Source organism: Bradyrhizobium ferriligni (assembly GCF_056837965.1).
This window is the reverse complement of sequence record NZ_JBXEJO010000071.1, coordinates 19,365-41,607: the sequence shown is the minus strand read 5'-3', so window position 1 is coordinate 41,607 and position 22,243 is coordinate 19,365. Positions and strand designations below refer to the sequence as shown.

Annotated in this window: 16 protein-coding genes and 1 pseudogene; 3 read left to right on the top strand and 14 right to left on the bottom strand. The window is 60.1% G+C overall.

The genetic code is table 11. The features are described 5' to 3' along the window. Positions 1-66: 66 nt before the first annotated feature. From AC1VNY_RS33155 to AC1VNY_RS33140, 4 genes are read right to left on the bottom strand one after another with little or no spacing between them, the layout of a single operon-like run. Positions 67-1,410 carry a cytochrome P450 gene (locus tag AC1VNY_RS33155; protein WP_482408328.1) on the bottom strand — a complete coding sequence of 448 codons (1,344 nt, stop codon included), beginning with the start codon at positions 1,408-1,410 and terminating at the stop codon, positions 67-69. Beyond that, entirely contained in the window at positions 1,410-2,255 is an 846-nt protein-coding gene (locus tag AC1VNY_RS33150) for an SDR family oxidoreductase (protein WP_482408338.1), read from the bottom strand. The genes AC1VNY_RS33155 and AC1VNY_RS33150 overlap by 1 nt, the downstream gene beginning before the upstream one ends. Further along, on the bottom strand, positions 2,242-2,550 hold the full coding sequence (locus AC1VNY_RS33145; RefSeq protein ID WP_482408327.1) for a ferredoxin: 309 nt from the start codon (positions 2,548-2,550) through the stop codon (positions 2,242-2,244). The genes AC1VNY_RS33150 and AC1VNY_RS33145 overlap by 14 nt, the downstream gene beginning before the upstream one ends. Before the next feature lies 1 nt (position 2,551). Next, on the bottom strand, positions 2,552-3,841 hold the full coding sequence (locus AC1VNY_RS33140) for a cytochrome P450 (RefSeq protein ID WP_482408337.1): 1,290 nt from the start codon (positions 3,839-3,841) through the stop codon (positions 2,552-2,554). A gap of 435 nt (positions 3,842-4,276) precedes the next feature. Between AC1VNY_RS33140 and AC1VNY_RS33135 the strand changes: the two genes are divergently transcribed. Together AC1VNY_RS33135 and AC1VNY_RS33130 are read left to right on the top strand one after the other, a co-directional pair. Beyond that, positions 4,277-4,483, top strand: coding sequence for a phospholipase effector Tle1 domain-containing protein (locus AC1VNY_RS33135; protein ID WP_482408326.1), 207 nt, complete (start codon positions 4,277-4,279; stop codon positions 4,481-4,483). Between the two features lie 331 nt (positions 4,484-4,814). After that, complete coding sequence (locus AC1VNY_RS33130) at positions 4,815-5,045, top strand: hypothetical protein (protein WP_482408325.1); 231 nt, start codon at positions 4,815-4,817, stop codon at positions 5,043-5,045. 546 nt (positions 5,046-5,591) lie between these two features. Here AC1VNY_RS33130 and AC1VNY_RS33125 read toward each other — a convergent pair. The 10 genes from AC1VNY_RS33125 to AC1VNY_RS33080 form a co-directional block, all read right to left on the bottom strand. After that, positions 5,592-5,885: a hypothetical protein gene (locus AC1VNY_RS33125; protein ID WP_482408324.1), complete on the bottom strand. Its 294-nt coding sequence runs from the start codon at positions 5,883-5,885 to the stop codon at positions 5,592-5,594. Beyond that, positions 5,882-6,781, bottom strand: coding sequence for a pantoate--beta-alanine ligase (locus AC1VNY_RS33120; protein ID WP_482408323.1), 900 nt, complete (start codon positions 6,779-6,781; stop codon positions 5,882-5,884). Before AC1VNY_RS33120 ends, AC1VNY_RS33125 begins: the two co-directional genes overlap by 4 nt. 212 nt (positions 6,782-6,993) lie before the next feature. Continuing rightward, positions 6,994-8,475: a pentapeptide repeat-containing protein gene (locus AC1VNY_RS33115; protein WP_482408322.1), complete on the bottom strand. Its 1,482-nt coding sequence runs from the start codon at positions 8,473-8,475 to the stop codon at positions 6,994-6,996. 858 nt (positions 8,476-9,333) lie between these two features. Continuing rightward, a complete protein-coding gene (locus AC1VNY_RS33110; protein WP_482408321.1) occupies positions 9,334-11,046 on the bottom strand; it encodes a dipeptide ABC transporter ATP-binding protein in 1,713 nt (570 codons plus the stop codon). Further along, on the bottom strand, positions 11,047-11,910 hold the full coding sequence (locus tag AC1VNY_RS33105) for an ABC transporter permease (RefSeq protein WP_482408320.1): 864 nt from the start codon (positions 11,908-11,910) through the stop codon (positions 11,047-11,049). It lies immediately after the preceding gene. Continuing rightward, positions 11,907-12,881 (bottom strand): ABC transporter permease, encoded by a 975-nt coding sequence (locus tag AC1VNY_RS33100; RefSeq protein WP_482408319.1) that lies wholly within the window; start codon positions 12,879-12,881, stop codon positions 11,907-11,909. The genes AC1VNY_RS33105 and AC1VNY_RS33100 overlap by 4 nt, the downstream gene beginning before the upstream one ends. Next, positions 12,853-14,469, bottom strand: coding sequence for an ABC transporter substrate-binding protein (locus AC1VNY_RS33095; protein ID WP_482408318.1), 1,617 nt, complete (start codon positions 14,467-14,469; stop codon positions 12,853-12,855). The genes AC1VNY_RS33100 and AC1VNY_RS33095 overlap by 29 nt, the downstream gene beginning before the upstream one ends. Before the next feature lie 100 nt (positions 14,470-14,569). Continuing rightward, positions 14,570-15,910 carry an NtaA/DmoA family FMN-dependent monooxygenase gene (locus AC1VNY_RS33090; RefSeq protein ID WP_482408317.1) on the bottom strand — a complete coding sequence of 447 codons (1,341 nt, stop codon included), beginning with the start codon at positions 15,908-15,910 and terminating at the stop codon, positions 14,570-14,572. A gap of 591 nt (positions 15,911-16,501) precedes the next feature. Further along, a complete protein-coding gene (locus AC1VNY_RS33085) occupies positions 16,502-16,669 on the bottom strand; it encodes a hypothetical protein (RefSeq protein WP_482408316.1) in 168 nt (55 codons plus the stop codon). A gap of 1,380 nt (positions 16,670-18,049) precedes the next feature. Further along, a complete protein-coding gene (locus tag AC1VNY_RS33080; RefSeq protein WP_482408336.1) occupies positions 18,050-18,613 on the bottom strand; it encodes a GNAT family N-acetyltransferase in 564 nt (187 codons plus the stop codon). 1,468 nt (positions 18,614-20,081) lie between these two features. Between AC1VNY_RS33080 and AC1VNY_RS33075 the strand changes: the two are divergent. Then, positions 20,082-20,635, top strand: a pseudogene (locus AC1VNY_RS33075) (IclR family transcriptional regulator); the annotation flags it as partial. Between the last annotated feature and the right edge of the window lie 1,608 nt (positions 20,636-22,243).

Below are 22,243 nucleotides of genomic sequence, written 5' to 3'. Positions count from 1 at the left end.
GTCGCACCGAGTGCAGCAATGCTGCGCGTCGCCGGCGCCGTCGCCACAGGGGCATGCGATGCCAGCTCATGAGAATCCGATGCGGATCGTCATGGACGGATGTGCGGTCGGGTAATAGCGCCGGCCTTTTTCGACGCCGCTTAGCAACCGCGGCCGCACCCCGGCCTCGTGCATGGTCAGCGCCAAGGCGATACAGAACTGCACCAGTTCCAGCCATGCCAGGTGGTAGCCCATGCAGACGTGTGGGCCGGTACCGAACTGCAGCATGTCCACCGGCCGGATCGGCTCGGTGCGTTGCAGCCACCGCGCCAGCCGAAACTGATCAGGCGCCTCGTGCAGCAGCGCCGAGGTGGAGAAATGCAGCAGCGGGATGCACAGATCGGTGCCCGCGGGAATGCGCCGTTGGCCGAGGCGCAATTCACGCAGTGCGCGACGCACTAGGAGCGGCGTCGCCGGATGCACGCGCAGCGTCTCGCGGAACAGCGCCTCGGCGACCGGACACTGCGCCAGGTCCGCATGCCGGGTCGGCACCCCGCCCACGCGTTGCGCCTCCTCGACCAGGGCGTCCCACAGCCCAGGCTGCCGCGCCAGCTCGATCACCATCCAGGCCATCGTCGAGGCGGTGGTGTCGTGACCACCAAGCAGCAGCAAGCGGATATTGGCGACCAGGACGTCATCGGAAAGCGCATGGTCGCTGCGATCGAAGGCGCTCACCATGTCGTTGATCAACCCGGTGCGGGAGGCATGTTCGCGCGCGGCGCGGACGAACTTGCGCAATCGCGCATCGATCCAGTCGCGGGCGGCGCGGCCGCGCCGCAACGGCAGTCCGGGCAGGTCGACCGGTGGCGCGACGATCAACTGCAGCAGTTGCTGGTACTCGCGATGCCATCCCGGCAGGTCCTGCGCGGGGATTCCCATGAGACTGAAGATGAGCTTGAGCATCAGATCGCCGGTTTCGCGCAGGATGATTACGTCGCCGCGGTCGCGCCACCTCTGCACGCGCGCCCGGATGATGGGCGCGAACAGCTCACCGATGCCGGCCTGGGTCAGCCCCTTGGGTAGAAGCGCCGCCTGGATCGCATCGCGCGCCTGCCGGTGCGCGATGCCGTCCTGGGTGACCAACGTTCCGCCAAACAATTCCGGTGCGATGTCTTCGATCAGCGCCGAAGACACGTCCTTGTGCCGGAGCAGTGCGAGAGCATCCGGATCCAGACTGGTCATCAGGTGTCCGGCAGGGCCGAAATCCAGCCAGAAGTGGCTGCCCAGCGTCCGTTCCGCGCGCCGCAGCAGGCGCGGCAAGTCGCAGACGATGGCGGGAAGATGCCCGACCAAGGGGAAAGCGCCGGGCACGACCGGGATGTCGTGTCGCAGCCGATGCCGGCGGTTCAACGGGTTGAGCAGCATGTCCATCAGCAGCGCGGCGACGCGTCCGCTTCGGCGGTCTCGCCGGAAGGCCGCGCGGCGCGGCTGTTGCCACCGTCGGCGTACGTGGGCACATGCGCCAACATGCCGCCGTCGATGCACACGACCTGGCCGGTGATGAACGCGGCATCGTCGGAGAGCAGGAACGCCACCAGCGCGGCGACGTCCTCGGGGCGGCCGACGCGCGGCAGGAGCTGGTGCCGGCGCAGATGCCGTTGCATACCCTCGTCCAGCTTGACGAGGAGACGCTCGGTCATGATAAGACCCGGCGCAACCGCGTTGCAGCGGATCTGCGCACGACCGTACTGGGTCGCGAGCGAAGCCGACAGCATGTTCATCGCCGCCTTCGACGCGGCGTAGGACGTGTGCGCGGTATCAGCGCTAAGCCCCTGGCACGACGACATGTTGACGATCGCGCCACCGCCGCGGCCGATCATCCGTGAGATGGCCTGCCGGCAGCAGAGCAGCGTGCCGCGCAGATTGGTCGCCATGGTCTGATCCCAGACCGCCAAGTCCAGGTCGAGGATCGCGCTGTCGCGCGGCGTCAAATGCATGGCGCTCGCGTTGTTCACCAGCAGGTCGACCCCACCGAGTTGCCGCTCCGCCGTTTCGAACAGCGCTGCCACCGCCTGCGCATCGGCGATGTCCATGGCCAGCGCCAGCGCGTGGCCCGCTTCGGCCGCGATCTGCGCGGCGCAGGCCATGGCCGCCGAGCCATCAATGTCGGCCACCACCACTCTGCCGCCCTCGCGCGCGATGGCGAGGGCGCATGCCTTGCCGATGCCGGCGCCGGCGCCGGTCACCACGGCCACCTTGTCTTTAAACCGTCCCATCGTGTCCTCCTGGATTGCGTTGGTCTTTCGCGGCATGCCGCTCGGCCTCCGCCGGAGAAGGTGCAGGGTCGGCGCTGGCGGGCTCGTCATCGTCAGCCTCGCTTTCGATGACCCGAATGGCGGCGACCGGACACTGGCTGGCCGCGAGCCGCACGGCGGCGTGCAGCGCCTGCGGGACCGTCGCCACGCGCACTTCGGCCACGCCGTCCGGTTCGCGCTGGCGAAAGGTGCCCGGCAGTGTCAGCACGCACTGCCCGCTGGTTCCGCACAGATCCTGGTTGACCACGACGCGCATCTCAGCCCCCCTGCGCATGCAGCCGCACCGGCAGCGCGCGGAGCGTTCTAAGGAAGGCGGAGGGTTCCCGGGTCGGCTGCTCGGCCAATGCCAGCGTGGGGAAGCGCGCCTGGATCCGCGGCAGGCTCTCGGCCAACTGCACCCGGGCCAGTTGCGCGCCGAGGCAGAAGTGGATGCCGTGGCCGAAGCTCAGCATGATCTTGCCGTCGGTCGACATGCCAGGACTGGTGCCGTAGAACCGCGCGGGATCGAAGCGGTCGGGATCGGCGAAGGCGTCCGGGTCGCGATTGCCAGCGGCGACCAGCACGCGCACGTCCGCGTTCTTCGGGATCACCGCGCCGCCCAGTTCGATGTCGCGCTGGGCGATACGCGGAATGGAGCTGAACATAACGGGCGCATCGCAGCGCAGGACTTCTTCGACGAATGCCTTCACCCCCACGGCGTCTCCCTGCAGCCAGTGCCGCTGTTCGGGATAAGCCAGCATAGCCAGGACCGCATGGTCGATGGCCGCAGCAGTGGTGGCGAAGCCGCCCAGCAGCATGCCCCACAGCATGCCGATCAACTCCGCATCCGACAGCGTGTTGGCATCGTCGTCGTGTGCGCCGACCAGCATCGACATGATGTCGTGGCGGGGATCGGAGCGCTTGCGCGGTATGAGGTCGCCGAAGTAGGCCAGCACCCTGGCGCTGGCCGCGTCCGCCGCGGCGAGTTGGGGATCGCTGGCGTGCGGGCGCAGGCCTTCCAGAATGGCGCCGATGCCGGCAGCGAGCCCGAACATGTCGTCCGGGGGCATGCCGAACAGTTCGGCAAAGACCAACATGGGCAACGCCAGCGCGAATTCCCGATGCAGGTCCACCGCCTCCCCGCGCTCCAGCGCGGGCGTTATGCCGGCCAGGCGCGCTGCGACGATGCGCGCGATGCTCGGCCGCAGGTTGTCGATCTGGCGCATGGTGAAATCGCGCGAGATCAGCCGGCGCAGACGTGTATGCGTCGGTGGATCCTTCATCGCCAGCGTGGACGCCAGCAGATTGAGCGACAGGCTGGTCGCCACACGCGGGAAATAGCGCGCCAGTTCGCCCGGCGCCGGTCCCCGAAACGCATCGCCCGTGGCCTCGAGCGCCCAGCAGATGTCGGCGTGGCGGCTCAACAGAAAGAGGCCCGACGGCGCGCGATGCACCGGATCGTGTTCGCGCAACCACCGCATGAACGGATACGGGTCGTGGATGCACGCTGGCGACGCCAGTTCGGCAAAGGCGTCCCGGCATGCCGCCATGGTTTCTTGCACGTCCATCCTGGTTACCTGTTGGCTGACTGATCTGACCGGCGCGCGCCATGCGCGCCGGCAAATTGCGGAGAAGGTCGCGATCCCCGGCGGCGTCGACCACATCACCAGAGCACCGGGACTTCTCGAACCCGCCAGGATGATCTCCTTGCGCAACTTCAGTTCTTCGGGCTCCACGGTCAGGCGGAGCGCGGGAAAGCGCTGGAAGATCGAACCGAACACCGCCTTGAGCTCCAGCTTGACCAGCGCCAACGCCGTGTCCGTCCCGAAGACCATCGCACTGCGATTGGTGATGATGCATGAACAGAGCAAATCGCGTGCCGAAGTGAATTCGCAGGCCCAGCAGGCACGCCGTAGCGGCGCGTAGTGTCAGGTTTCTGGCGTTGAGTCTCAATACCGACAACCGGCGCAGCAAGTGCCGACAAAGGCCCGCTCTCGCACTGAATGTGCGGGGCAGCCCTTGCGCGATATTTCAAGCATCCGGATTGCCTGCAGCAGGTGTGGTTCGCCGGAAACCACTCCGAAGTCGGCGGTAGCTATCCGGAAAACGAAGCCCGCCCCTTTGACATCGCTGGGTTGGATGGCGCATGCGGCCGAGAACTTTCCCAACGGCAAGACGCCCGACGGCTTCGGCATCAAGGTAGACGATAGATTCCCGAAGCTGGATCCGGATCCGCTTGGTCCGTAGCACGACGAGTGCGAACCCGGTCGCTTGCGGGGGGCAAGTCAAGTGGACCGAAGGGTTACGTCAAGTGCAGAGCTAGGCAGTCCTTCATCCGGCGGTACTTGAGCGCTTCGCCGCGAAGTGGGGCGTGCAGCAATTGCTAGGAATAGGGTGCCTATACGTCAAACACCCTCATGGTCTGGCTTCGCGCGCTGCGCACTACGCGCATTGTGTTCCTTGTAGTGCGATCATCTTCGGCGCGCTTGCAGCTGGGAACTCTTAAAAGGCGACAACAAGTACGAATACCTCACGGCCACCATGGCGCTCGTCGCCGGCATCGTGCCGGCGGTTTACGCGGCGTTGAAGCTGGATGAGCATCTGGCGACGGCCATGCGGCTCGCTGGTGAATACAAGAACCTGGAGATCCTTTGCGGGGACCTCGCCGCAATAGGCCCTCACAAGCCATCCGACGTGTTCGAGGCCGAATACAAGGAAGCCCGGACTCGATTAGAGAATGCCAACAACGAGGCGTATACTCCGCCGGAGTGATGCTTCAAGCGCCAGGGCGAAAATCCGAGCCGGGCACTACACGTTCAGGGACGATCCGCCGAGATAAGGAAAGACGTCCTCACCGTCTGGGCCGCGAGATCGATTGATATCACCAGCCACGAGCTACAATCCGCCACAACCCGATCGCCGTTTGAACCAACCGAGCTTCAGCGACGGATGGAAATCTGGTGTGAGGAAGAAATACGGGCCGACCGCCTCCCGAAAGGGAGTTGGGCTCTTCTCCGCGAAGCCTTACTTGCAGGCGAGTATGCTCGTGGCAAAGCTCCCGAGCTTACAGGTTATCAGGAACGGCAGGCCAGAACGGTACTAAACACGCTCATCGAAAAAGGCTTCCTTGTCTCGCCGACCTCGCGGGCACCCGTGCGACTGGGCTTCCCGCTTACCGTTGTCGATGATGGTTTCCGCGGCTGTACACCGGCCTCGCGAACGCCAAGTAGCGCCCAATAGAATTTAAGTGGCACCTGCCTTAATCGTCCATCAGACGGAGCTATGCCGAGATCTGCTTGGCGTCTCGAACTAGAGCTACTACATCAAACGGTCGGCCACGAGTCGCTCTGTGGGATTGCCAACTCGATCAGACGCTATCCGGAGGAAGCTGCGGCCTGTGCCGACCTTCAGATCTACTTTCTCGATATTTGCCTTCGGTGCGGCAAAGCTAGGATGCGCAGTCATAACACAGCCCCTGCGCTCCAGCACGGCTGGAGTGGGTCGCGGCGCGTTCATGAGCAGGATCCGAGAGGAGAGCGCGAACTGATTCCGCTCGATCACCTTAATTGAGTCGATCTGCAACGCGCCGATGGCGACGTATGCTGCTTTCACGCAGGATGGTTCGGCGACGGCTCCTCAGGCAAATCGATCCAAACATCCGCGGGACCTTCCAGGAGCGTATCCTGATCGGGAACGTAGATGCTATCAAAGACCCTAAGGCCATGAGCCATTGCCGCACCGATGATTATGAAAGGGAGCTTGACCTGTTCCAGATCTTCGAAGCTATCAGCGTCCACGATCCGAACGAAATCGAGTTTAAACTGTCGGAATGTGATCAGAGATGTGGCTGATGCTATTAGATCCTTGATGCTGGACGCGCCTTTAGCGATCTCTTTCCTCAAATGGTTCAGTGCCATGAAGAGACACGAAAGCTCATCGAGCTCAGAGCGGCCAAAGCGTCGAAGCCGCGACGAAATCGGCACGCCGTTCCTATATCTCACCGTCGGCACAAATCGTATTTCGCAGTCCAAAAGCAGGTCTGCCACGGCGCGTTTCACCAAGATCGCCTGACCGATATCTTTCAAGCCGAAATAGCTGCGAGTTGGCCGCGCATAGCAGATCCAGCGGATTGAACCGGTAACTGCTTCCTTTAAGTGTTCCTCGGGCCCGTCCAGACGCAGATCATAGTCGTCTTGCGTTAGAAACGTTCGATAGCCCGCCGGAAACATCTCGGCATCGCTGGATGAAAGTACGGCGGTCGCTCCCGCGCGTAGCGCAAGCCCAATGTCGTCGTCCAGATTGAACTCGTAGCTAACACCGGGCTCAAACTGACTCTTGTTCGGGTAGACCGTGACGATTGCAACGTCATTCTCAATTGCCGCCCTTCTAATGAGTTCTGCATGGCCGCGGTGCAAAGCGCCCAAAGTGTGCACCGTGCCAATCGTCTGGCCTGTTCTCGCGACCTCCCGGAGGAAGGCCCTGCCTGCTGAAAGGGAATCTAGATGCATGTGTCTTGATCCAGTTCTTCTGAACACAAGGACGGCCTTGTCCCATCGCTCAGGCGACGGAAGACCTGCCCTGAACGCCGCATCGACCGGCACGGCCAGCTAGCATCGACGAGATTTTCATGTCTCACCTCACGAAGGGGGCTCGGTCCCAATCGGCCTAGTCTGCCTGACATTGTATTTCCCAGGTGTTCATTTCGCGCCTTCTGAAACAATCAGGTCGATCCAGCTCGACCACGTCTCATCAACGACGACAACTCAGCCAGATAGCTTTCCGGTTCGCGCGGCGCACCATGCTTCAGAGCGGCCTGTAGTCCCGGACATCTATCTGCAAAGAACGGCGGCTCGAATGTGGTTATCGTTGCGTCCGAAAAATCGACCTTTACGAAGCTTGCCTGGAAGGGGGATATTCCACTCAAGTTCGCCTCGCGCAAGGAAGATTGATTCATGCGAATGTACGCCACGCGCGCAGCCTCGAGGTTACTGCCGGTCATCCCCGCCGCGAGATATGCCTGCACTAGATTGGATCCTTCGAGATTTGCGCGATCCAATGCCATTGATTGCGGGGGATCACCGGTAAGTATCGACCTGTAGAGGTAAGCCTGAGATAGGTCTGCATTCTCAAGATCGCAGTCGCGCATAAACGCACAGCGGCCACGAAAGCCCGTAAACTTGGCGGCTCGCATGGTGCTTTCTGTTATCGAAATGCTTTCGCCTGATGCCCGGGACAGGTCCGCTCCATCGAGCTGGCAGGAACGAATAGATGCACCGTTCAACACGGCACCGACGAGGTTCGCGTCGGACAAGTTTACGGACAGGAGCCGTGCATCGGTCAATTCTGCCTGTTCAAGCTCCATCCTGGAAAGATTTGACAGATGCAGATCAGCAAATGGGGCGCTCAGTGCTCTCGCCGCAATCCGGCCGCTCACCTTTGAGAGTCTCAGATACGGAAGATGAGCGCCTTCCAGGACAAGGCCGTCGACCGACGTGGGACGCACGATCGATAAGCAGTCACCCCTTGACTGAAAAAACGAGCAAGCCGCAAGATACGTCTTCGTGATCGTGACCTGGCTCAATTTGGCAAAGCGAAAAGAAGCGGAAGAAAGGAAGCACTCATTAATAGTCGAGCCTTGCAGTTCCGCCCCATCGAATACAGCGTAACTCGCGTCGCATTGATAGGCGAGAAGTCCACTGAGCATCGCGTTATCAAAACGCGTTCTTTTCATGCTGCAACCGTGAAACAGACTGCCGGTCGCATCAACTACATTGCGCAGACTGGCATCATCGAAGTTGCAGACTTGTGCTGCCATCGCGTGCATATACGCACAATCGAGCTTGGCGCCACGGAAGCTTGCTCTCTCTAGCCCGGGACAGATAAGGTTCGCCCCTGAAAGGTCTGCCCGATCTAACGTTGCTCCGTAGAGTTGCGCGCGATTGAGGGTGCAGCGCCGCAACGGGAAATCGGATAGGTCGAGACCGCTGAAGTTCTCGGAGGATAGCTGCAGGCCAATCCCCGTTCTTCTGATAGCCTCCTCAGTTCGCCTCGCAACGGCCGCCACTGCGCGCGGCCGATCAGAAGCTCGGCTCCAGTATCGAACAAATTCTGCATCGGATGAAAAGTTTTTTATCGGCCCGGCCCAGCTCTCTGATTCTTCATTTGTGCTGCACTCGATGTTAGCGTCGATCGTTTGCGACATGTCGACGATTCCATATTGCCCGGATTGCAAGTGGGCTTCTCGTTGTGAAGCTCTTGTCACTCGGCAAGTGCGGGTAAGCTTAAGCGATTGTCCCACCGGCGTCTGCCAAACCGCGACTCGATGGGTCGATGACGCAGCAATTGTGCAGCGGGCCTTCGCGGCCGCGGTGGTGCGCGCGTCGACAGAATGTACCATGGCCCCTCCACCACTGCTTGTTGCGATGATTCACCGGGCCCGCCACCGTCAACGACGCAAGCTCAACGACTATGCCGATATGCCCAAAGATGCGATTTGGCTTGATACGGCTCTCCCCCGGCAAATGCATCCGTCAACCGAATGCGCGAAGTTCACGTTCTTGCTTCTTTCTCAAAATGAAGCCACGGCTTGCGGCCGAAGGTGATCGCCTATGTAGCGCCATACTCGGCATTACCTGAGCAATGACCGTGCCAGCCGATCAGCTGTAATAAGGGGCTGAATAAATGCGATGAAATCGAGATCGTCGGATCGACGCCAAGTGTTTTGAACCTGACAAGAGCCGTCTCTTGTCGGGGACCGCACCAGGTTCGCAGGGATATCGTAAAAAACCAAGTTCCGAGCTCGCTCGCGAGACGCGCGATGGCCGAGAAGGGGCACATAGTCAAGGGATTCGGCACGTTCCAACCGTCGAGTCGCGAACAGGGAGTGTACGAGCTCGACTTGCCCGCTCCGTGCGCCGGCCGCCCCACCGCGAACCACACACTGTGCCCGGCGGAGCGATGAACGAGCGCGCAATCGTAACCAAACCGGCGCGCAAAATGGTAATACCTCCGCGATCGAAGATCAGCTATTTATGATCCAGAAAGTCGAATTCGGCAGCATTCACGCGATGCCTCTTTCGAGAATCGTTGACGAACGACTTATCTCAGGATCGCGCACAAGACGTGGCATGGCGGCGATAAGGCTCCTGGTATATTCAGATAGTGGATTCAGAAATATCTCATCAGTATCGCCACAGTCGACAATTCTCCCCTGGCGCATCACGATGACGCGATCGCTGATATGACGAACAACGCCGAGATCATGGGAAATGAAGAGATAACTCATGCCGAGGTGAGCCTTCAGATCGCCGAGCAAGTCCAGGACTTGGGCCTGGATCGAGACGTCTAGCGCCGAAACCGGCTCATCGCAGACGATCACGGCAGGATTTGGTGCAATCGCGCGGGCGATCGCGACGCGCTGGCGCTGACCGCCCGAGAGCTCAATCGGTCGCCGGTCGAGCAGGCTCTGGGATAATCCGACTAGATCGAGCAGCTCGATGACGCGCTCCTGACGCTTGCTCGACGTCTCGACGTTACTCGAAAGGCTATCGGATAAAATGCCGCCGACCGTCCAACGTGGATCAAACGAGCCAAGCGGATCCTGGTAAATGATCGATATCGACCGTCGGCGAGCCCGCCGTTCACGTTCGGCAAGCTTGGTCCAAGCCTTTCCTTCAAACTGAACGGCGCCCTCGTCGGGTTCCTCGAGGGCCAGGACCATGCGCGCCATCGTGGACTTTCCCGACCCGGACTCACCCACGATGCCCAATGTCTCGCCGGATCGCAATTCGAAGGAGACACCGTCGACGGCCGCCCGTAAAGCGCCATCCGGGCCGCTGAACCGCTTCACGAGGCTTGTGGCTTCGAGCACGATGGGACGAGATCTCGGCAGCAGTTGCACGGGTGGGGGCGTTTGTCCGCCAATGGTCGATGGTGAGAGGCGTGAGCCGCGCGGCCGGCCTGATGGCACTGCATCCAGCAGCTGACGAGTATAGGAATGTCGTGGATCTGCAAATATCTGAGCGGCGGTACCGCGTTCGACGACCTCGCCTTGACGCATAACGAGGACCTCATCCGCCACGCGGGAGACCACCGCCAGATCATGACTGATCAGGATCAGAGCTTTACCCCGGGCTTTGGTTTCCTCGAGCAGTGCCAGCACCTGAGCTTGCGCTGTCACGTCTAGAGCGGTGGTCGGCTCATCGGCGATGAGGACGCGTGGCTCGAGCGCAAGTGCTCCAGCGATGAGAGCCCGTTGGCGCTGACCGCCGGACAATTGATGCGGCAGTTGCTGAGCCTTGATCTCGGGCTCAGGGATGCCGACGAGCTTGAGGAGAGCAATCACGCGTTGTGCGAGCTCCTGGCGTGATGATACGGCACCATGCAGGCGTAAGCCCTCGCCAATCTCTTTGCCGATCCGGCGAAGCGGGTCCAACGAAACGAGTGCATCCTGTAGTACGAAGCCAATCCCGCTGCCGCGAATGCGCCGCCAGCCACGATCGTTAAGGCCGATCAGGTCCGTCCCATCGAAGCTCAGTTGGCGTGCATGGACCCTGGCGTGGCGACCGGCGAGGCCTATGAGAGCCCGCGCGGTCACGCTCTTTCCTGAGCCGGACTCACCGACGATCGCAAGGCACCGCCCCGGTTGTAAGGAGAAAGATACATTGCGCACGACCGCTTTCGTGGCGATGTCTCGCCCGAAGGAGACACGCAGCGAATCGACCGTGAGGAGGTCTGCCTGCCGCGAGACAGGCCTGGGAGGAGCTTGCAACATTCAAGCTTTTCCTTCCAGACGGTCCTGCAGGTGGCCTCCGACAATGGTGAGGCTAAGGGCAAAGATCGTCACGGCCAGTCCGGGTATGACCTCAAGCCACCAGGAATAGATCACATAGTTGCGCCCGGCATTGAGCAGCGCGCCCCATTCAGGGGCCGGGGGAGCAACGCCGAGACCTAGAAAGGCAAGCCCTGACGCCCAGATAATCGCCTGACCGACGCCGATTGTCATCATAGCTGTCAGGGGATTCATCGTGTTCGGAAGAATATGCCTCCAGGCGATACGGGGAAACGGATGTCCGAGCGCCTTGGCTGCCTCCACGTACCCGGTACCTTTGATAGAAAGCATCTGGCCCCTGATCATGCGCGCATAGCCTGGCGCCGTGGCGATTCCGACGGCTATGACCTCAGTCAGCACCGACGGCCCAAAGACGGTGACGAACACCAGGGCGAGCAAGAGCGTGGGAATTGCGAAGAGCACGTCGAAAATCCGGGTGAGAATGCTGTCGACCACGCCACCGAAAAGTGCGGCTGCGACGCCGAGAATGAGTGCAACGGATATGCTCAGCGCGGTCGCACCAAGTCCGATGGCAAGCGATTGGCCAGCCCCCTCCAGCACACGGGAGTAGAGATCCCGGCCCAATTGATCTGTACCCAACCAATGGACGGTCGAAGGCGACTGCAATGACGAGCTCAAATCGATAGCGAGTGGGTCGTGCGTCTGCAGCACCTTTGGCGCGATGGCCGCGAGGACAAAGAAGCCAATGATGGCAAGCGAAACAGCAACCCGGAAGGGAACATGGCAGATGAATTCCAAGACTTCTCTGAGCGGCTGAGACCCCGTGACTTCCGCGAGCCTGCTCATGTCAGCTTCATCCTCGGATCGAGCATCCGGTAAGCCAGATCGACAATCACACTAAGAAGGACGAATAGGCACGCCGAGATCAAAACAGCTCCCGAGACAATCGGAACGTCCCGCGAGGACGTCGCTGCGACGAGAACTCCACCCAGGCCTTGGCGGGCGAAAACGACCTCTATCAAGATCGCCCCCGAAAGAAGCTTGCCAAGAGCCCAACCTGACAACGTAATGCCGGGCAATGCGGCATGACGTAGGACATGGTGAAGTCTGACGCCGAAATCACTCATACCTCGAGCTCGCGCGGACGTAACAAAGGGCTGCTCGAGCACGCGCGTGAACTCGTTCAGAACGACTTGTCCGAAAAAGCCCGACAGTTCGAGAGCCAGCGCAAGGGTTGGGAGAACGAGTCCCATGGCAGTACTTTCCCCGACAACGGGAAAGATCCGCAAGTTCACCGCAAAGACGACGAGCAGAATTGTAGCTAGCCAGTAAGGCGGTACGGTTGCCAGGAAGATTTGCGCGCCGCTGAGCAGCTTCGACCATATGTTGTCTCTGCCGGCGATCAACAGGGTGGCCAAGATGGCAATAGCCCAGGCCGTCAGCAGCGCGGCGATCGCCAGAACAATAGTCGGACCAATCTGCTCCGCGATGATTCCTGCGACGGGTCGATGCTGCTGGTATGATTCACCAAGATCTCCGTGCAGGATTCGCCATATGTAATTCGCATACTGAACCACGAGCGGTTGATCAAATCCATATTGCGCATTGACAGCTGCGAGCTCTGCCGGAGGCGCCGGCCCAACGTTACCACTCCGGACATTGATGATGATTTGCGCGCGATCGCCTGGCAGCAAACACTGCATGAGGAACGCAAGCGTTGCTGCAGCCCACACGACAGTCACGCCGGAGAGTATGCGGCGCGCGAACCAAACAAGCGGATTCACGGCCTCATTTCCTTTCATCAAAATGAGCGTCATAAAAAACGGGCTCGCCCACCGACCCGTGGTCCAGCCATACGTCTTTCAGATTGGGGCTGGTGGCCAAAGTCACGTCCAGCACCGTGAAGCCAATCACAGGAGCCTCATCCACGATCTTCCGTTCGGCCTGCTGATAAAGACCGGTACGTTCAGCGCTGCTGAAATCCTGCTCCGCCCTTTGGATCACCTCCCAAAGAGCCGAATCCTGGAAGCGCGACGGATTGAATCGATTGGGTTCACCATTCTGGTCCGGCTTCCATGAAATCCGGAAGATCTCGGCGCCGGGTGCAACCCAATAGAGCAGCACGATTTCATAATCGTCGGGGCCGAGGTTTCTTCCGGCAAAGAAATCAGCGGGATTAGTAGGTTGAAGACGTACGTCAAAACCGGCCGCCCTTGCCTGCTGCTGGATTACTTGCAAGGCTTGCTCGCCATCGGGCTTCAGAAAAGCGTTCGAATAGGAAATGCGCACCGTCAGTGAATTGCCGTTCTTGACACGGATGCCGTTACGGTCGCGCTCAGTCCAACCCGCCCGATCAAGCAGCTGATTGGCTTGCCGAATATCGTACGCATACGCCCGCCCGAGCTCGTGCAGGTATTCCGGCGAGCTTTGACTTAGCGCACCGTTGCCTTCAAATGGCAAAGAGCCAAGAAAGGACGTGTCAACCGCGGCCTTTCGATCAGTAGAATAAGCGAAAGCCTTGCGGACGAGCACGTCGTCAAAAGGAGGCCTGGCCGCATACAACGCAAGGCGTAGAGGAGTGCCGCCGGTAATATGCCGCAATACTCCAAAGCGGGAATTAGCGTCTTTCCATGCAATGGCCGGGATATCGTATATGGCATCGGTCTCGCCTGTGATCAGCGAGCCGTATCGGACAGTCTGATCTGGCAGAAACTTCCAGCTTATTCCGTCAACGTAAGCCGGGCCCTGGTGTTTCGCGGTGGCCGGCGCCGAATTGTAGTCAGGATTGCGGCGGAAGGTGACTTCCCGCCCATGGCGCCACTTGTCGACGATGAAAGGACCCGAGCCGACCGGGTTCTCGCAATTCACCGCAAGTCCACGTTTGAGCGCGGTTGGCGACAGAATGCCTTGTGAGGATTGGGCGAACACATTGAGCAAGGGCTGGAACGGCGTCTTCAAGGTTACCTGCAGCCTCTGAGGAGCGATTGCCTTTGCCGATTCGAAGCTGTCGCTAAGATAGGGAGCAGCAGTGGGATTGCGAAGATCGGGGTCATTGCTGAGCCACCCGTTGATATTGTCAGCGATGGCCTGCGCGTCGAGAGCAGTCCCGTCCGTGAACTTCACATTCGGCTTTATCTCGAATGTGTACACCTTTTTGTCGTCGGAGATGGTCCAGGACTCGGCCAACCATGGCGCAATCTTGCCGTCGTCGCTGCGAGCAACCAGATTGTCGCTGTACTGACGTTGCAGGTACCATTGCTGCACCCACCCGCCGAACAGGCAGGCAGGCTCTTGAAAATGCCCATAACGGATAACGCCTCCCCGCTTCACGGCTCCCCCTTCTTGAGCATGAACGCTGGGTGCCCATTGAGACAGGCCTGAGAGCACGGCAAGGGTGGCCGCCATCTTTCTTGCTAGATGGCTCGACTGGCCAGTGAAACGCCTCGTGGGTCGCGCAGTCGGTAAAAGCATATCCAGGCTCCGGAGCATTGGTGTTGAGGAAATGTCACAGCGGCGAGCCAGCTGTGGCTCTTGCCGGCTCGAAAGGAATCGAAATCCCGAAATGCTCCCGCAGTGTCTGTCCCCGATATTCTCTACGAAACAGTCCGCGCTTCTGCAGGATGGGCACCACATTGTCGACAAAGGCCGGAGTGCCATCCGTCAGCACGTCCGGAATGATATTGAAACCATCGACCGCACCAGCGCGGAACCATGCCTCAATCGAATCCGCGATCTGCTCGGGTGCGCCCACGATCAGGCGATGCCCAAACGCTTGAACGGCACTGATGATCTCGCGAACCGTCCGGCCTTGACGTGCGAGGACTTCAATCGTGCGATGGTGGCCGACAGAAAACGGAACCTTATCTGCATCGGGCAAAATCTCCTGCGGGATGGTCCTTTCGAGGCTGAGCTTCTCGACTGCCACGCCCATGCTTCGTGCAAGAGCGGCCACGGCGCGCTCTAGATCGAGCAACTCGTCGAGCTGCTCTTTGCGACGAGCCGCCTCTTCCTCGGTTCCGCCGATGCAGGTGACCAGGCCTGGCAGGATGAGCGGAGCCGCGGAGCGTCCGAATTGCCGAGAGAGCGCGCGCAGGCGCGCGGCCTCCTGCAGCGCCGTTGCCAAGTCCCCGGCTGCCGCAAACACGACATCTGCACTGCGGGCACCAAGCCGTAATCCGGGCTCCGAACCGCCTGCCTGAACGATGACGGGATGACCTTGCGACGAAGCGGGATGCGTAAGTGGGCCTCGGATACCGAAGCTATTCGTAGCCGGGTCGAGTAGCCGGAATTGCCTTTGATCTGCGTAAACTCCCGCAGCCTGATCGGCGATGATCATCTTGTCGCCCCAGCTCAGCCAGAGAGCACGGACGGTTTCAACGAAGTCCTCGGCGCGTCTGTACCGATCCGCTCGTGCGATCTCATGACCGCCAAAGTTCGCAGCCGTCGCCGAGTTCGAGGTCGTGACGGCGTTCCAGGCGACGCGGCCGCCGCTGATGACATCGAGAGATTGAAAACGCCGGGCGAGATTGTATGGCTCATTGTAAGTTGTCGACGCGGTCGCGATCAGCCCAATCCGCTCCGTTTCGCGGGCAATCACAGAGAGAACCAACGTAGGCTCGAGCCCGTTCAGCGGCGGCTGGTGCGTAATGTCGGAACTTATCGCGGGCGTGTCGGCGAGGAATACGGCATCCAGCAGACCGTGCTCCGCAAGCTTCGCAGCCCGGACGTAGTGCTCGATATCGAAAAAGGCGCCTGGATCTGTGCCCGGCCAGCGCCACGCGGCAGAGTGCCCACCAGCGCCATGAAGATTCAAACCCAGGTGAAGCATGGAGTTGACCGAAGACATCACACCTCCGAATGCGACGGCCTCTGAGCCGCTCGCAGGGTTTTGTAAACAAGCCGATCTCCGCCTGCGATTTCGGCGGCCACCCAGCCCTTTCGCGCAGGGCCGCCCTGAATGCCCCCGAGCAACCTTTTTGAGAGCGCTGATAATAGGCCGCCGATTGATGCCAGGCGGGTATCACCGAAGAGGCCTTGGCTAGGCCCTGCGATGTTCTCCGAGCCGGTGCGCCCCAGAAGACCTACGACCACGATAGTTGCCAAATGACGCCCAACTATGTGCAGCTCTTTTGCATCCCCGATTTGATTCCACACGAGTGCACTCACACCGGCTCTCCACTATTCATCAAAAGGCTCGCTTCGTTCTCAGGAAGGTGCGGTCGACGCGCCCATTCGCGATCGTAACGTTTGGACCGACCGAGCGAGCTCAAGTTAGACGATCTCTAGAGGTCGAGAGCAGCCAAACGCAATAGTTGAGTATTTCAATCTTACATCCTCGGTTGGCATCCTCTTCTATTCGATGTCTATCTTCCCATCGCTAAACCAGACTGCTCTCTGGTCAGGTTTACCGAAACGCCGATGCATAATTACAGCGACTTCAAGCGGCAACCGCCCGGCTCGCAGCTAATAAATCGATCCGTTCGACGACACATAAGACATTTGGCGCGACAGTTTCGATCAACCGCTTCTGCCGCGTTTGAAAGCTAAGGCCAGCCAATGAGGTGAAGCCGAGCCCATCATTCAATAATGCGATGAAATATTCCAAATTCTCGATACCTCGGTGACACAATCCTGGCAGCTGAGATTGCTACTTGGTCACGCGCGCCCCCAAGGCCGCATTCCGTGGCGGGCTGGATCAGCTGCCTCAGGAATCAGCCTCAATCTGCACTCGGCCGACGCGGTGCTGAACCGGCGCAAACGCCGGTGGTGAGGTCGAAAGAAATTATGCAACACAGAGGCGCGCAATTCAGCATGAAGCGTCGGCAGGCGAATGGCGCTACAGTTTTGAGATGGGCGGCAAGACGACCAGCGGCAAAGCCCGAACGAAATTGCAGTTCGTGCAGTCCGTCGCGTCAAGGATAGCATTAATCGTGAGCTGCATCGCCGTGCGGAAAGTCAGACTTGATATTGCCGTGGATGCTTCTGTCGGCTGCGCGAGCTCAATCTCTGCCGTCTTGGGATCAGGGGATGCCGGTTAACCCGCATATCGAACTTGATGCGCACGCGCCGCACTGGGCGCGCAATTCACGATTGGACATCGCCATCAGACAACGAGCGGTGCTTCTCCTATTTTCGCCTTGGCTCCCGGCCGGGCGTCCAGCCGTACGCATCGCAGCATCCCCGCCGGCATGGTGGGATGAAGGGCACATACAAATCGTTTACTTGGCGGACAAGCGGCCCTGGCCGCGACAAGGCCGACGCGTTGCTGACGCTCAACAGGATAATGGAGGTGGACCTCCGGAGTCGCCGACGACAAAGACGGCGGGCAGGCGCTGGGCGTCGTCGCGAACCTAATGGCGGCTGTAGAGACGTTCTGAAGCTGGCCGGCCGCGGCCAGTTTACCCAATTCATCCTGATGGACGGCTCGAAGATGGATGCACGCCTCCGCGACCGAGTGGGTCTGCCACGAATTCCCGGCCGCGGGGATCCCCAATCCCGGTAGCTTCGTTGGCTTCGGGCTTCGATCAGGTATTTGCGAAGAAGGACCGCGGCGGCTGACTTGATTGTCCTTGAACGACAGGGACTCACGAAATGCGTAGGGCCGAAACAATCTCACAAATCGCCGCGGTAACTGCCCGCCAAGGTATCGTTGCCTGGATCACCATAATGCTTTAATCCTTGGCGATGGCAGACGCATCGGAATAATTTTGCCAAGCCCGTACACTGATGACCAGGTTCAGGCCCAGCGGGTCGGATATTATCTACTTCGTGTGAACGTAGAGAACGCGTTGCTTATCGGTGATCCTGTCGATTTCCTGGAGCCAGCGGTCGAAGTTATTCAACTCTACCTCGTTGCCCACGTACGCGTTGCGGCTGATTTCTCAGCCCGCTTGCAACGTAAGATTATCTTCCATAACACAGGAACAAATCTTCCACCCTCGAAGACTCGAACAATCCGTCCGCGGAGAGATTGCTCGCGACACGATTAGGTCTGTGCCTGATCAGCTGATTCTGATGGCGTCATTGGCGTGGGAGGGCGAGAAGACTGCGCTGCAGCGAGATCCCAGAGCATATAGGTCGCAGCTTCGCCGTAGCACGCTAACTTTGCGCGCAATTCCGCATTCGTCGTGACTGACCGAAAGCCGAACTGTTCCCATAGTGGCCGCGTGGCATAGACCGAGACCAACGCTAGAACTGCACCCGACGAGCGTGCGAGTTGCTCGAGCGTCTGGATATAGGCGGCCGCTACACCACCGCGGGCGAAGGGCAACACGGCCACGTCGTGCACGTAGAGGCAGTCCGCATCGTCGGGCAAGCTTGCTAGGAAGCAATCGAGCGGCGGAATCTGATACTGCTTCCAGGGGTGGGCAAGGCCGTAGCCAACTATCCCTTCGTCCCCGACGAGCACGCGGCAGCCGTCGGGACAAAGCCGCATCTTCTCCGCAAACACGTCAGGCCGCTCAAAAAGATCGGGATGGATGCGCTCTGCGATCGCGATGATTGCAGCAATGTCGGTCGTGCTGGCCGGACGCCAATGAGGCTTACTCACGTCTATCCTCATCCCCTCTCATTCGTCCAATCGGTTCGGTCGCTACCATGGGCGCAGCGAAGAATATCGCTGCCATCGTCGCAGGACAACACGCCGCTCGACTCCCGAATCGTGATCCGGCCCAGATACCGTTTCCCGCTCGCGTTACAGCAGGAGTCGTTGATTCGTTCGGAAAGGCTACAAGCATGAAGCGCGGTACGGAGGTAAGTGGCGGCAATTGATCAAGTGCGATCTGTGATCCGAAATCGGCCGTGACCTCGTCAGCATTGATCGGCAGCGCCATGGTCGGCAATGTCCTAGCTGCAGCCAGGCCAATGATGAGCGCGGCCCGCTGTTGAGAAGAACGTTACCGGCGCGTGCTCCAATCGGTGCCATCAAGCTGTAAGAGGTATAGATGATGTCGGCCTGCGGCTCGCAGTTGTCGTCGAGCTGGCGGATGGCGCCGGCAGTCGCGCCGAAAGAAAGCGTCTGCCCGGGAACTCGAGCGCGCGCCTGGTGCTGGTGTCCAGCTGTAGGTGATGCTGCTCGGCCGCCAATGACATATTCGGCGCTTGGCCGGTGCCGCCCTGCTGGCCGGGGCGCCACTCGCCGTTGCCGGCTCCCGCCGGACATTTCGTCCTGCGCCGCAGCACCGAGTCACACAGACCGAGTCTCTTGCCAACCGATGTCATCGAGCGACTGCTCGACAACCCCGGCTCGACCGTTTGGCGCTAAAATGACGTGGACGTTCCATTCGACACTTCCGGCCTCAATGAGCCTGCCCAGGCGCCCTCTCATTGCGGAGAGGTTCAGTAGCGCCGCTTCCCGCGTAAAGCTGCTGGTGCAAGCTGCTCCCAATAAGTCCAACGCGCGCTCAAAGGATGACTGACGCTGCGCGCCGCTACCTAGCCGGCGCACGCCACCGTGTTTACCGTTGCCTAGAGGCTGGGGAATCATCCCGCTCGGTCGTGGCACGCGCAATCCGCCGCCGTCGGGGGCGCGGCGGGTGGAACAATCTTGGCGGCCGATGAGACTTTCCGCTCCTCGATACCGAACACCACTGGCTCTTGCCATTCGTGGATGCTGTGAGCACGGGCCGCAGGCAACGCGTGATGACTGCGGCCAAGCGCAGCTCTAATGGCTTTGTCGTTCGGTGTGCCCCGCGTCACAGGGCGCCAGCAGCCGTCCTCACCACCGAGATGCGTTTCCCGACGCCGTTCGTGCCGTGCACTTGCGACTCCTTTCGAGCACTGCTGCACCGAATTCGCCAGAAATGGAGCGGGCTGGCCGAGTTCGCCGTTGACGGATTCGCCACCAACTAACCATCCGCAGTCGTGACACTTTGAAGTTGGCGGGCAGCGCTTCTAGTGGTCACCGCTCATGAGCGATGGGCGTCCGCCTCGCTTTCTTTACTCGCCTGACTGTCCGTGCATCGACGCCAATCACCGGAAAGGGAACACTGGCCGCCTATTCATGCTCGATGCGCTGGGCGCATCCGCTTGTCGGAAATCTGGAAGAACGCGGCCTCCTTCAGAAAGCGCTTGGATCGAAGCGCTACGTGGTAGGCAATCAGTTGGTTATGCTGTCCGCCAAAGTCATCGGCGTGGCTTCTCGCACGGCGCGGCGGCACGCGGTGCTGCGCGCGGTTGCCGGCGAGATCGGCGAACAGTGCGAGATCGGTGTCGTGCGCGACAATCTCGTCACTTACATTGACAGCGTACGCGTGCCCCAACCACAGGGGCTTCAGTTCAATCCCGGCGAGGCAGCTCCGCTTCACTGCACCTCGACCGGAACGATCTACATGAGCCGATTACCCGAGAGAGCGCGTGAAAAGGCGTGCCGCTCACTCGCTCTGACTCAGTACGCTGATAACACCATCGTGGATTGCGAGACCTCCTGAAGCTTCTCGAGGAGACGCGCCAACATGGGTGGGCCAAGACCAATGAGGAATACGTGAAGGGCGTCGTCGGCTGCGCGGTTCCTATCGTTTCTCCAGACCGAGAGCTGATAGCCTGTCTTGGCGTGTCCGTGCCTGCGGCCCGAGAAGCGTCCACAAGCCCTGATCCATCAGCACTACGGACTACGCCGCAGCGCCATCGTCAACTAGCATGCCTGGTGGTTGATTGAGATGAGGGCACCTGGCTGGATAGATGCCAGACCAGAGCAAAACGGGGCTAATAGTTCCAGTGCGCCGACCTTCATGCACGATCATTTTGGCACCTCCATCCCTGAAACGACAGATCCGCTCGGCGCATCTTTGCCGACCGACTCGGGCCCGATCCTTGGCCGTACCGCTCGCATGTTGCTGCTCGCTGCCATGCAGAGTCGTCCCGGACGGCACACTTCGGTGATATAGTCCGCTCCTCGCGCGAAGCGATTCTAAACGCGAGTCGCCGTTTGACGTACATAAATTGGCCATCGGAGATTGCATGAAGTGTCTTCGGACAGCTTCATCCGAGGTTAGCTCCGCAACTTACTCGCACAAAATACCCTGTAGTCGCCCTACGAATTTCGCACGAAACGAACAGACTCGCACAGGCACCGACAAACGCGCCCAAGTGCAACTCAATGCTACGGATTGTACCGGATGGCCGCTGAGCGCGGGATCATTGATTGCTGATGTGGGAGCTCGACAGCATCCTGCGGGGCAAGCGATCAGCGAGACAACATAAAGACGCCGGGCGTCGTCGCGAAGTTCGCTTCGGGTGCAATCTATATGCATCACGGTACGCCGTCTCCGTGCGGAGCGCTTCGCGAAACTGGTTCGCAGGCAGATAGCTTGTCTTCCCCGATAGCTTCGTGGACATCTTGATCCAAGAGAATTTTGCCCCGTTATCACCGGCCCACTGTGCTGCTCTACTAATGGGCCAGCGACGTCGCGACCGCGCCGCCGCCTGTCGCGGTGAGACCCGGGCCGCAACCCGATCGACAAGCCATCCCCGCACAAGCCAACCCACTGCAAGCGCCAGCAGATGCGTTCGCCACTGCGATCAAGGAATGCAGGGCGAAACGACTTATCAGGCCAGTTGAAGGCTTCGCCTAACCCAGTGCCCGAACACTCGCATCATCGCGGCTTTCAGAAAGGCGATCTACAATACCTTCATTCAATAGTGCTCATGACGGCAAATCGCATGCAGATTGCGGAGCCTTGACCAACAGCAGTCGTCAGAAGCCAGACGCCAGCGTAGTCAATTAACAGGCGTTCGCTAACATGGTCACGGCGGAGAAAGCCCGAGACGCGATAAGGTCGAATAAAAACCAAAGCTGCCCGTGCGGCGGCACTTCTGTCTGAAAGAAGGCGTTACCTGTTCCGCACCCGCCAATGTTGGCACAGGCGTGACATTGCACGCGAAAGCGCAACGACTGTCCGCCCCCCGCTGCCGCAGTGGTCGTCTTTCTCTATCTTTGGCTGACGATTGCCGCGATCAGTTCAATGCCTGAATGGGGCTGCAAGAGGCGGGCATTTTTATTGCACACATTGTCGAGGCTCGTCGTGCATGCTTCATGTCAATGTGAAAAAACCGGCGCGCAGACCGGCCGCATCAAGATGGACGTGTGGCGAGTGGAGCGCTATCGCGAGACTTGGTTGGCGAAATATTCCAGCCAGGGCCGCGCTCGAGACGGATCGAGGATGGCTAGACAATTGACTCG